General features: G+C 70.0%; 11 protein-coding genes. 5 read left to right on the top strand and 6 right to left on the bottom strand.

Features of this window, described 5'->3' with window-relative positions:
* Positions 1 to 97: 97 nt before the first annotated feature.
* Together ACIRFL_RS31565 and ACIRFL_RS31560 are read right to left on the bottom strand one after the other, a co-directional pair.
* Positions 98 to 2494 (bottom strand): cation-translocating P-type ATPase, encoded by a 2397-nt coding sequence (locus ACIRFL_RS31565; protein ID WP_404035058.1) that lies wholly within the window; start codon positions 2492 to 2494, stop codon positions 98 to 100.
* A gap of 127 nt (positions 2495 to 2621) precedes the next feature.
* Positions 2622 to 2909 (bottom strand): DUF2530 domain-containing protein, encoded by a 288-nt coding sequence (locus ACIRFL_RS31560; protein WP_404035056.1) that lies wholly within the window; start codon positions 2907 to 2909, stop codon positions 2622 to 2624.
* A gap of 171 nt (positions 2910 to 3080) precedes the next feature.
* Here ACIRFL_RS31560 and ACIRFL_RS31555 point away from each other — a divergent pair, with 171 nt between their 5' ends.
* A complete protein-coding gene (locus ACIRFL_RS31555) occupies positions 3081 to 4532 on the top strand; it encodes an NCS2 family permease (RefSeq protein WP_404035054.1) in 1452 nt (483 codons plus the stop codon).
* A 138-nt stretch (positions 4533 to 4670) separates the two neighbouring features.
* On the opposite strand, the gene ACIRFL_RS31550 is transcribed toward ACIRFL_RS31555, so the two are convergent.
* Positions 4671 to 4853: a ribbon-helix-helix protein, CopG family gene (locus ACIRFL_RS31550; RefSeq protein WP_404035052.1), complete on the bottom strand. Its 183-nt coding sequence runs from the start codon at positions 4851 to 4853 to the stop codon at positions 4671 to 4673.
* Between the two features lie 155 nt (positions 4854 to 5008).
* Here ACIRFL_RS31550 and ACIRFL_RS31545 point away from each other — a divergent pair, with 155 nt between their 5' ends.
* Both ACIRFL_RS31545 and ACIRFL_RS31540 read left to right on the top strand, forming a co-directional pair.
* Positions 5009 to 5446: a MarR family winged helix-turn-helix transcriptional regulator gene (locus tag ACIRFL_RS31545; RefSeq protein ID WP_404035050.1), complete on the top strand. Its 438-nt coding sequence runs from the start codon at positions 5009 to 5011 to the stop codon at positions 5444 to 5446.
* Between the two features lie 192 nt (positions 5447 to 5638).
* A complete protein-coding gene (locus tag ACIRFL_RS31540) occupies positions 5639 to 6916 on the top strand; it encodes an MFS transporter (RefSeq protein WP_404035048.1) in 1278 nt (425 codons plus the stop codon).
* 78 nt (positions 6917 to 6994) lie between these two features.
* On the opposite strand, the gene ACIRFL_RS31535 is transcribed toward ACIRFL_RS31540, so the two are convergent.
* Positions 6995 to 7528: a GNAT family N-acetyltransferase gene (locus ACIRFL_RS31535; RefSeq protein ID WP_404035046.1), complete on the bottom strand. Its 534-nt coding sequence runs from the start codon at positions 7526 to 7528 to the stop codon at positions 6995 to 6997.
* A 34-nt stretch (positions 7529 to 7562) separates the two neighbouring features.
* Between ACIRFL_RS31535 and thpR the strand changes: the two genes are divergently transcribed.
* Positions 7563 to 8135: an RNA 2',3'-cyclic phosphodiesterase gene (thpR, locus tag ACIRFL_RS31530; RefSeq protein ID WP_404035044.1), complete on the top strand. Its 573-nt coding sequence runs from the start codon at positions 7563 to 7565 to the stop codon at positions 8133 to 8135.
* Positions 8136 to 8561: 426 nt separating this feature from the next.
* Here thpR and ACIRFL_RS31525 read toward each other — a convergent pair whose 3' ends face one another.
* Complete coding sequence (locus ACIRFL_RS31525; RefSeq protein ID WP_404035042.1) at positions 8562 to 9554, bottom strand: aldo/keto reductase; 993 nt, start codon at positions 9552 to 9554, stop codon at positions 8562 to 8564.
* A 194-nt stretch (positions 9555 to 9748) separates the two neighbouring features.
* On the opposite strand from ACIRFL_RS31525, the gene ACIRFL_RS31520 reads away from it, so the two are divergent.
* A complete protein-coding gene (locus ACIRFL_RS31520; RefSeq protein ID WP_404035040.1) occupies positions 9749 to 10534 on the top strand; it encodes an aminoglycoside adenylyltransferase family protein in 786 nt (261 codons plus the stop codon).
* Here the strand turns inward: ACIRFL_RS31520 and ACIRFL_RS31515 are convergent.
* A complete protein-coding gene (locus ACIRFL_RS31515; protein ID WP_404035038.1) occupies positions 10531 to 11124 on the bottom strand; it encodes a Uma2 family endonuclease in 594 nt (197 codons plus the stop codon). The two genes, ACIRFL_RS31520 and ACIRFL_RS31515, sit on opposite strands and share 4 nt — an antisense overlap.
* Positions 11125 to 11168 lie beyond the last annotated feature (44 nt).

Below are 11168 nucleotides of genomic sequence, written 5' to 3'. Positions count from 1 at the left end.
CCCCTCAAGCGAGCCGAGCACCGCGATGCGCCACCACCAACCACGGCAGTCCTCACGATCTCCAGACCGAACACCACCTAAGTCACCGGCATTGGTCCTAGACCGGGAAGCGGTGGTCGACCCATTTCCACAGGAGTTCCAGGGCCGCCGCGCCGAGTACCGCGATGCCCACCGCCGTCCACGGCATGGTGACGCCGACCAGCTTCAGCGCGAAGAAGTCCTGAAGGGCGGGCACGGCCAGGACGAACAGGAAGGCCACGCCCATCGCGGCGACCAGGGCCACCCGCCACCAGGTGTAGGGCCGGGCGATGATCGCCAGCACCCACATGGAGATCAGGAACAGCGTGAGGGTGGCCGCGCTGGTCTGCGCGGGCAGCGCGTCCGGGCCCGTGTACTGGTGCCGGGCGAGCAGGTACGTGACGAAGGTGGCGACACCGGCCACCACCCCGCCCGGGATCGAGTAGCGCATCACCCGCCGCACGAAGTGGGGTCTCGCGCGCTCCGTGTTCGGGGCGAGCGCCAGGAAGAAGGCCGGGACGCCGATGGTCAGCGTGGACAGCAGGGTCAGATGCCGGGGCAGGAAGGGGTACTCGACCTGCCAGCACACCACCAGCAGGGCCAGCAGCACCGAGTAGACGGTCTTCACCAGGAACAGCGTGGCCACCCGGGTGATGTTGCCGATGACCCGCCGGCCCTCGGCGACCACCGACGGCAGTGTGGCGAAGCTGTTGTTGAGCAGCACGATCTGGGCGACCGCGCGGGTCGCCTCGGAGCCGGAGCCCATCGAGACGCCGATGTCGGCATCCTTCAGGGCGAGGACGTCGTTGACCCCGTCGCCGGTCATCGCGACCGTGTGTCCGTGGTGCTGGAGCGCGCCGACCATGTCGCGTTTCTGCTGCGGGGTGACCCGGCCGAAGACGGTGGCCTTGTCCAGCGCGTCCGCCATCTCGCTCCGCTCGGCGGGCAGCCGGCGCGCGTCCACCGCCGCCCCGCTCAGCCCCAGCTTGGCGGCGACCGCCCCGACCGACACGGCGTTGTCGCCGGAGATGACCTTGGCGTGGACGTTCTGGTCGGCGAAGTAGCGCAGGGTGTCGGCCGCGTCGGGGCGCAGCCGCTGTTCCAGGACGATCAGGGCGGTGGCGTGGGCGCCCTTGGCGACGTCGGTGTCGTCCAGGTCGCGGACGGCGCGGGCGAGCAGCAGGACCCGCAGGCCCTGTTCGTTGAGCCGTTCGGTTTCGGCCAGGGCCGGGTCGCCGTCGGTGAGCAGGACGTCGGGGGCGCCGAGCAGCCAGGTGCTGTTCTCGCCGTCCGCCTCGCTGAACGTGGCCCCGCTGTACTTGCGGGCGGAGGAGAACGGCAGCGACTCCACGCAGCGCCACTCCTCGCTGTCCGGGTAGGCGTCGATGATCGCCTGGAGGGAGGCGTTGGGCCGCGGGTCCGATTCGCCGAGCGCGCCGAGGACCTTGCGTACGTACGTCTCGTCGCTGCCGTCGAGCGGGCGCAGCTCGGTGACGTCCATGCCGCCCTCGGTGAGCGTGCCGGTCTTGTCGAGGCAGACGGTGTCGATGCGGGCCAGGCCCTCGATGGCGGGCAGTTCCTGGACGAGGCACTGCTTGCGGCCGAGCCGGATCACACCGATCGCGAAGGCGACGGAGGTGAGCAGGACCAGGCCCTCGGGGACCATCGGGACGATGCCGCCGACGGTGCGGGCGACGGCGTCCTTCACGTTGTTGTTCTTGACGACGAGCTGGGTGATCACCAGGCCGATGGCGGCCGGGACCATCATCCAGGTCACGTACTTCAGGATGGTGGAGATACCGGTGCGCAGCTCGGAGTGGACGAGGGTGAAGCGGGACGCCTCCTCGGCGAGCTGGGCGGCGTAGGCCTCGCGGCCGACCTTGGTGGCGACGAAGGCGCCGCCGCCGGCGACGACGAAGCTGCCGGACATGACCCGGTCGCCGGGGTGCTTGACGACGGGGTCGGCCTCGCCGGTGAGCAGCGACTCGTCGATCTCCAGACCGTCGGTCTCGGCGCACACGCCGTCCACGACGATCTTGTCCCCGGGCCCGATCTCGATGAGGTCGTCGAGGACGATCTCGGAGGTGCCGATCTCGACGGCGTCGCCGTCGCGGCGGACGGTCGGCCGGGCCTCACCGATGACGGCGAGCGAGTCGAGGGTCTTCTTCGCGCGCCACTCCTGGACGATGCCGATGCCGGTGTTGGCGAGGATCACGAAGCCGAAGAGGCTGTCCTGGATCGGGGCGACGACCAGCATGACCAGCCACAGGACGCCGATGATCGCGTTGAAGCGGGTGAAGACGTTCGCGCGGACGATCTCGGCGAGCGAGCGGCTGGAGCGGACCGGGACGTCGTTGACCTGGCCGCGGGCGACGCGCTCGGCGACGTCGGCGGCGGTCAGACCGGTCGAGGGGGTCGACGGAACGGGTACCGGGTGCACAGGGTCGAGTTCGGCGCCCGCGTCGATGTGCGTCATGCCATCGACGGTACGTGCGGTCCTGCGGCTTCACCCGCCGAGGGGGCAGAAGATCCGACCTGGGGAGGAGACGGGTAGTGCGGTGGTAGTACGGGTCGAGCGGTGGGAGGGGCGCTCTGCCTCCGGGTCATTCCGCCGTCGTCGGACGGCCGGTGCTCCGCTGCTCGGCGGCCCGTTTGATCGCCGCGTCCCGCTTGCGGACGTACCAGATGCCGATCAGGCCGAGGCCGCCGCCGGCCAGGCAGGTCCACAGCCACCAGGTGTGGCCGTGCTCGTCGAACCAGCCGTAGAAGGGGAGTTGGACGAGGAAGAGGACGAACCAGATGATCGTGCCGCCGGTGACGGTGGCGACGACGGGGCCTTCCAGGGGCTCCGGTGCCTCGTGCTTGGGGGATCCGGAAGAGAGAGCGGCCATGCGCACAGCTTACGAGGCGCTGCGCCGACGCCCGCCGCCCCGGTGGTCTACGCGCGGAGATGGCGATCTGGACCTTATATGTTCATACTGAAACCGTTTGTCTCTGGCCACTTCTGTTCGTATGAAACTCCAACGCGGTGAGGGGGAATCCCGTTGGTGATGAGGTCCCGCATGTCCACCTCGGCACCCGCCAAGGTTCCCGCCCCGGAGCAGCCGGGCGGGGCGCCCGCCTTCGGCGCCCTCGACCGCTACTTCAAGATCTCCGAGCGCGGCAGCACCCTGGCGCGCGAGATCCGTGGCGGCTTCGCCACGTTCTTTGCGATGGCGTACATCATCGTGCTGAACCCGATCATTCTCGGCAGCGCGAAGGACATGTACGGGCATCAGCTCGATCATGGCCAGCTGGTGACGGCCACCGCGGTGACGGCCGCCTTCACCACCCTGCTGATGGGCGTCATCGGCAACGTGCCGATCGCGCTCGCCGCCGGCCTCGGTGTGAACTCCGTCGTCGCCCTCCAGCTCGCGCCCCGGATGGCCTGGCCCGACGCCATGGGCATGGTCGTCCTCGCCGGCTTCGTGGTGATGCTGCTCGTCGCCACCGGACTGCGCGAACGCGTCATGAACGCCGTGCCCTACGGCCTGCGCAAGTCCATCTCCATCGGCATCGGCCTGTTCATCATGCTGATCGGGCTCGTCGACTCCGGCTTCGTCAGCCGCATCCCGGACGCCGCCCAGACCACCGTCCCGCTCCAGCTCGGCGGCGACGGCCACCTCAACGGCTGGCCGGTCCTCGTCTTCGTGCTCGGCGCGCTGCTCACCCTGGTGCTGCTCGTGCGCAAGGTCTCCGGGGCGATCCTCATCTCGATCGTCTCGATGACCGTGCTCGCGCTGATCATCAACGCTGTCGCCACGGTGCCCTCCTGGGGTCTGACCACCCCGAAGTGGCCAGGCAACCCCGTCTCCACCCCCGACTTCGGACTGCTCGGCAAGGTCAGCCTCTTCGGCGGGTTCGACAAGGTCGGCGTCCTGACCGGCATCCTCTTCGTCTTCACGGTCCTGCTGTCCTGCTTCTTCGACGCCATGGGCACGATCATGGGCGTCAGCGACGAGGCCAGGCTGACCGACGCACAGGGGCAGATGCCCGGCATCAACAAGGTCCTCTTCGTGGACGGCATCGCCGTCGCCGCCGGCGGCGCCAGCTCCTCGTCGGCCACCACCTGCTTCGTGGAGTCCACGGCCGGCGTCGGCGAGGGGGCCCGCACCGGCTTCGCCAACATCGTCACCGGCGCGCTGTTCGCGCTGGCCCTGTTCCTGACGCCGGTCGCCACGATGGTGCCGTCCCAGGCGGCCACCCCGGCGCTGCTCGCGGTCGGCTTCCTGATCCTGGCCGGCTCGGTCAAGGAGATCGACTGGTCCGACTACACGATCGCGATCCCGGCGTTCGTCACGATGCTGATGATGCCGTTCACCTACTCGATCACCAACGGCATCGGCATGGGCTTCATCACCTTCGTGGTGCTGCGCCTCGCGGCCGGCCGCGCCCGCGAGATCCCCGTACCGATGTACGTCGTCTCGGCGGTCTTCGCCTTCTACTACCTGATGCCGGCCCTCGGCCTGACCTGACCGGGGCCTCCGGCCTGACTGAGCCGGGTCTTGGGTTTGAACTGGGCGGGGGTCTTGGGCCTGACCTAGGCCGGGGCCCTCCGTCCGACCTGAGTCGGGGTGCTCGGCCCCACCCGGGCCGGGGGCGCGTGCCCTTGCTCACGTGACTCCGTAGAACTTCTCCGTCTCCTCGACGGCGGCCTGGAACCGCTCGTCGAAGTCGTTCCGAATGAGCGTCCGGACCACATAGTCCTGGACGCTCATTCCGCTTCTGGCGGCATGGTGCCGGAGCCGTTCGAGCAGGTCGTGGTCTATCCGCAGGCTGAGCACACTGGTCCCCATGGAAACGAGGGTCGCGGCAGTCACCGGCGCGGTGCGTCACGTTCCGCATCCACATCACCCGTATGAGTGACGATGGGAATCAGTGGCCGGGGTCACGGGCATCCGTGGCGCCCCGGAGTGGTCTTTAGTCAGAGTAATGAGTTACCCTAACAAACATGTCGGACCTCACCCATGGCGACGACGCCGCCGCCGTGAACTCCCTGCGCTCCGCCGTGATGCGGCTGTCCCGTCGGCTCAAGCACCAGCGGGTCGACGAGTCGCTGAGCCCCACCGAGATGTCGGTGCTCGGCACCCTGTCCAACTGCGGCCAGGCCACCCCCGGCGAACTGGCCCGCAAGGAGCACGTCCAGCCGCCGTCGATGACCCGCATCGTGGCGCTGCTCGAAGCCAAGGGACTGGTCCGTCTGGAGCCGCACCCCGAGGACCGGCGCCAGAAGGTCGTCACCAGGACCGAGCAGGCCGAGGCGATGCTCGAGGAGAGCCGCCGCAAGCGCAACGCGTTCCTGGCCGGCCTGGTCGACGGCCTCGACGAGGACGAGTGGGCCACACTCCGCGCCGCCGCCCCCGTCCTGGAAAAGCTCGCACACCTGTGAACCCCGCCCGGCCCGTCCGGCTCCGCGAGTGAGCCGCAGGGGCGCACCGGCACCGGCTCAACGCGCCGGCGGCGGGCGCCCCGTTCACCATGACCAGTTCAAGAGGAGGCGAACCCTTTGAGTACGGGATCCGGAGCAGCTTCCGCCCCCGCACCGACCACTACCACCACCCCTCGCACCCGCCGGTCCTCGATGTTCAGCTCGCTGAAGATCAGGAACTACCGGCTCTTCTTCATCGGCCAGGTCGTCTCCAACACCGGCACCTGGATGCAGCGCATCGCCCAGGACTGGCTGGTGCTCAGCCTCACCGGTTCCTCCACGGCCGTCGGCGTCACGACGGCCCTGCAGTTCCTGCCGATGCTGCTGTTCGGCCTCTACGGCGGCGTCCTCGTCGACCGCCTGCCCAAGCGGCCCACCCTCCTCGTCACCCAGACGTCGATGGCCGTCACCGGCCTCGCGCTCGCCGCGCTGACCCTCTCAGGACACGTCCAGGTGTGGCACGTCTACCTCGCCGCCTTCGCCGTCGGACTCGCCACCGTGGTCGACAACCCCGCCCGCCAGTCCTTCGTCTCCGAGATGGTCGGCCCCGACCAGTTGCAGAACGCGGTCAGCCTGAACTCCGCGAACTTCCAGTCCGCCCGGCTGATCGGCCCCGCCGTCGCGGGCGTACTGATCACCGGCGTCGGCACCGGCTGGGCCTTCCTGTTCAACGGCCTGTCCTTCGTCGCCCCCATGGCCGGACTCCTGCTGATGCGCGCCCGTGAGCTGCACGTCGTCGAGCCGACCCCGCGCGGCAAGGGCCAGCTGCGGGAGGGACTGCGCTATGTCGCGGGCCGTCCCGAGCTGATCTGGCCGATCGTCCTGGTCGGCTTCATCGGCACCTTCGGCTTCAACTTCCCGGTCTGGCTGTCGGCCTACGCCGACGACGTCTTCCACGCGGGCGCCGGCGCCTACAGCCTCTTCAACACGCTGATGGCGGTCGGTTCGGTGGCCGGCGCGCTGCTCGCCGCCCGCCGGGGCACCGCCCGGCTGCGGATCCTGACCGCCGCCGCGGTGGCCTTCGGCACCCTGGAGGTCGTCGCCGCGCTCGCCCCGTCCTACTGGCTGTTCGCGCTGCTCATGGTCCCGATCGGGATCTTCGGGCTGACGGTCAACGTGACCGCGAACACCTCGGTCCAGATGGCCACCGACCCGGCGATGCGGGGCCGGGTGATGGCCCTGTTCATGATGGTCTTCATGGGTGGTACGCCGCTGGGCGCCCCCGTCGTCGGCTGGATCACCGACGCCTACGGCCCCCGGGTCGGCTTCGCCGTCGGCGGTGTCATCTCGGCCGCTGCGGCCGCCGCCATCGGCGTGCTCCTGGCCCGCATCGGCCGACTGCGCCTCTCGGTGGGCTGGAACCACGGCCACCCGCAGATCCGCTTCGTACGGCGTGAGCCGGAGCGCGAGCCGGAGCTAGCGGCGGCCTGACCTCCCGTGGGGGTGGGCCGGGGGGCGGCACCGCCCGGGCTGACCGGGGGCTGACCCGGGGGCGGCACCCGCCCCGGGTCACACCCTGCGGGCCAGCACCTGCCCGGGCCAGGCATGCTCGCCGACCGTGAAGGACTCGGCCGGCGTGAAGCCGTTGCGCTCGTAGTAGGCGACCAGTTTGCGGTCGCCGCCCGCGTAGCAGTCCACCCGCAGCAGCGAGACGCCCGAGCGACGGGTCTGCGCCACCGCGTGCGCGAGCAGCGCGGCCCCGACCCCGAGGCCCTTGAAACGGCGGTCGGAGGCCAGGATGTGGATATAGCGCTCGGGCTCGTCCGCGGGCCGGACATAGGGCGCGGGCCCGTCGGTGAGAGTGAGCGTGGCCGCCGGCACCCCGTCGTACTCGGCGATGAACGGGGCGCCCTCGGCGACGTACCGCTCGACCAGCGCCACCGCCCGCGGATTCGCCGACCAGGGCGTCGACCCCCACTGCTCGGTGCGCCCCTGGGCGACCAGCCACGCGACGCCGCTGTCGAACATGCCGAGGATCAGCGGGACGTCGTCCGCCCCTCCCGCCCTGATCGTGATCTTCTCGCTGCGCTCCACATCCGCCATGATGCCCCCCTCGGCCCGTCTGGGAAGGTGAGGTATGAGACTTTTCGCCGCCGTGCTGCCCCCGGAGGACGTCGCCGGTGAACTCGCCGCCGAGATCGCCCGGTTGCGGCGGCTGCCCGGCGCGGACGGGCTGCGCTGGACCGGCCGCCCCGGCTGGCACTTCACCCTCGCCTTCTACGGCGAGGTCGACGACACGCTCGTAACGGACCTGTCGGACCGCCTGGCGCGCGCGGCCGGGCGCAGCGTCCCCTTTCCGCTGGCGCTCGCGGGCGGCGGGCAGTTCGGCCACGGGCAAGCGCTGTGGACCGGGGCGCGGGGCGATCTGGAGGCGCTGCGCCTGCTGGCCGGGCGGGCGGAGGCGGCGGGACGCAAGGCGGGCGTGCCGATGGGGGAGCACCGGCACTACAAGGCCCATCTGACCGTGGCCCGCGGGCGTGGCCCGGTGGACACCCGGCCGTACGTCCGGGATCTCGCCGACTTCACCAGCCGGACCTGGACCGTGGCCGAGCTCGTCCTGGTGCGCAGCAACCTGCCCAGGTCCGGGGTCCCCGGCGAGCAGCCCCGTTACGAGTCGGTCGCCCGCTGGGCGCTCGGCGGGGCCGGTTAACCTCGGATACGTGGACCCGAAAACCCGGAACCGGATCATGGCCGGTGCGCTTGTGCTGATGCTCGTTGTGGTGGCCTTGGCGGCGGCGATCGGCTGACCTTGCCTTCGGCGACTTGGCCGTTTGTTGGCCGCGGCTCCCTTCGGGGACTTGGCCGTTTGTTGGGTGCGGCTCCCTTCGGGGACTTGGCCGTTTGTTGGGTGCGGCTCCGTTGTGGTTGATCGCGCAGTTCCCCGCGCCCCCCTTCGGGGGCTTCTGTCGTTTGTTGGGTGCGGCGGCGTGGGGGTTGTTCGCGCAGTTCCCCGCGCCCCCTTTGGGGGCTTTGGTTGTTTGTTGGGTGCGGCGGCGTGGGGGTTGTTCGCGCAGTTCCCCGCGCCCCTTTGGGGCGGTGAAGGCTCCGGCGGTGGCTGCCGGAGCCTTCGGGGGTGTTACCAGGCGAAGGCCTCCGGGGAGGGGCCGGGGCCCGGGAAGATCTCGTCGAGGCCGTCCAGGAGGTCCTGGGACAGTTCCAGTTCCACCGCCCGCAGGGCCGACTCCAGCTGCTCGGCGGTGCGCGGGCCGACGATCGGGCCGGTCACACCGGGCCGGGTCAGCAGCCAGGCCAGGGCCGTCTCGCCCGGGTCGACACCGTGCTTGTCGAGCAGATCCTCGTACGCCTGGATCTGCGCCCGCGCGGAGGTGTCGCCGAGTGCGTCCGCCGCCCGGCCCGAAGCGCGCCTCCCGCCCTGTGCCTGCTTCTTGAGCACGCCGCCGAGCAGCCCGCCGTGCAGCGGCGACCACGGGATGACCCCGAGGCCGTATTCCTGGGCCGCCGGGATGACCTCCATCTCGGCGCGGCGCTCGGCGAGGTTGTACAGGCACTGCTCGCTGACCAGCCCGATGGTCCCGCCCCGCCGCTCGGCGACCTCATTGGCCTGGGCGATCTTGTAGCCGGGGAAGTTGCTCGACCCGACGTAGAGGATCTTGCCCTGCTGCACGAGGACGTCGATCGCCTGCCAGATCTCCTCGAAGGGGGTGCTGCGGTCGACGTGGTGGAACTGGTACAGGTCGATGTGGTCGGTCTGCAGGCGCTGGAGGCTGGCGTCCACCGCCCGCCGGATGTTCAGCGCGGAGAGCTTGTCGTGGTTGGGCCAGGCGTCGCCGTCGGCGGCCATGTTGCCGTACACCTTGGTGGCGAGGACGACCTTGTCGCGCCGCTCGCCGCCCTTCGCGAACCAGTTCCCGATGATCTTCTCGGTGCGGCCCTTGTTCTCACCCCACCCGTAGACGTTCGCGGTGTCGAAGAAGTTGATGCCCGAGTCCAGCGCCGCGTCCATGATGGCGTGACTGTCGGCCTCGTCCGTCAGCGGGCCGAAGTTCATGGTGCCGAGGACGAGTCGGCTGACCTTGAGTCCCGTGCGTCCTAGCTGCGTGTACTTCATGGACACCCAGCCAACGACTTGGAGTGCGCTCTATGCAAGCGCATGGATAAGCCGGATACGGCCGGCCCGGAAGGGTACGGGTCGGTGACGAGGTGGGCGGGAACCTCGGCCGTGGCACTCGGCCCCCTCGTGGACGAGGGCTGTCGCGCGGTGCAACGGTACGCTCGGTGATCGGGACACGGGGAGAGTGGCTCATGTCTGGTGATGACGGCGTTGGCATCGTCGTACGGCTCGTTCGTCGTGTCCTCGGTGATGGTGTGCTCGGCATCTATCGGCATGGCTCCGCCACCCTGGGCGGTCTGCGTCCGGACAGCGATCTCGATGTGCTCGTCGTCGTACGTGAGCGGCTGACAGGCAATCAACGCCGGGAGCTGACTCGGGACTTGCTGAAGATTTCGGGCCGTGACGGGCGGCGGTACGTCGAGTTGACCGTCGTCGTCCAGTCGGACGTCCGCCCCTGGCGCCACCCGCCCGTCTGCGACTTCCTGTACGGCGACTGGCTGCGCGCCGACTTCGAGCGGGGCGCGGTGCCGGCCCGGGAGCCGAGCCCCGACCTCGCCCCGCTCCTCACCATGACCCTGCTCGCCGGCACACCGCCCCTCCAGGGCCCGCCGCCCGCCGACGTCCTCGACCCCGTTCCGCACGAGGACCTGTTGCGGGGTATCACCGCCGGCATCCCGGAACTCATGGCCGACATCGAGCACGACACCCGTAACGTCCTGCTCACCCTCGCCCGCATCTGGACCACCGTCGTCACCGGAACCGTACGCTCCAAGGACGCCGCCGCCGACTGGGTGCTCCCTCGGCTGCCCGAGCCGCACCGGCCGGTCCTGACGCTGGCCCGGGACGCGTACCTGGGCCGCACCGCGGACGAATGGACCGACCGTCTGCCGCAGGCCCGCGCGTGCGCCGAGCACATCCGGCTGGCGGTCGCGACGGCGTCCGCCACGCATGACCGGGGCGTTCCCGAACGGTCCTAGTCCGAGGGGAACTCGTCCGTGCTGAGGATCAGGTCGACCACCGTCCCGGTCAGGTCGATGTCGGTGCCGAAGTCCACCCTCGTCTGCACGGCGTAGTCACCGCCCTTGGGGTCGGTGTGGACGTGGCACCGCCTCTGGTACGGGTCGACGATGACGTAGACGGGGACTTCGGCGACCGCGTACGCGGTCTTCTTGGGGCCGTAGTCGTTGGCGGCCGTGCCCTTGGAGATGACCTCGGCGACGAACTCGACGTCCTGGTGACGCCAGTGGCCCGTGTCGTCCGGCTGCGCCGAGCCCTTCAGCACGGCGACGTCCGGGCAGAAGCCGTTCTCGTGGCCCGGGAAGTCGATCCGGACGTCCGAGAACACCTTCACCCCCTTTCCGAGCCTGCCCCTGATGGTCTGAGCGATCTCGAAGATGATCTCCCAATGGCTGCTGCGCTGCGGCGTCATGTAGACGTTGCCCCCGACGATCTCCACCCTGAATCCTTCGGGGACGGGCATCCGCTCAAGGCGCTCGAACCACTCGTCCAAGTCCTGGGTGTTGGCGTCGGCGTCGGCCATCTCGATCCTGTCTGCAAGGACGGTCATCGTGGCGCTCCTACCCGGCCGCTCCACGGACAGGTGTGGCCGCG

The organism is Streptomyces sp. NPDC102462, from assembly GCF_044765425.1.
In the GTDB taxonomy this organism is placed as follows: Bacteria; Actinomycetota; Actinomycetes; order Streptomycetales; family Streptomycetaceae; genus Streptomyces.
The sequence above is the reverse complement of the archived record's forward strand: the minus strand, read 5'-3'. Positions and strand labels throughout refer to the sequence as shown.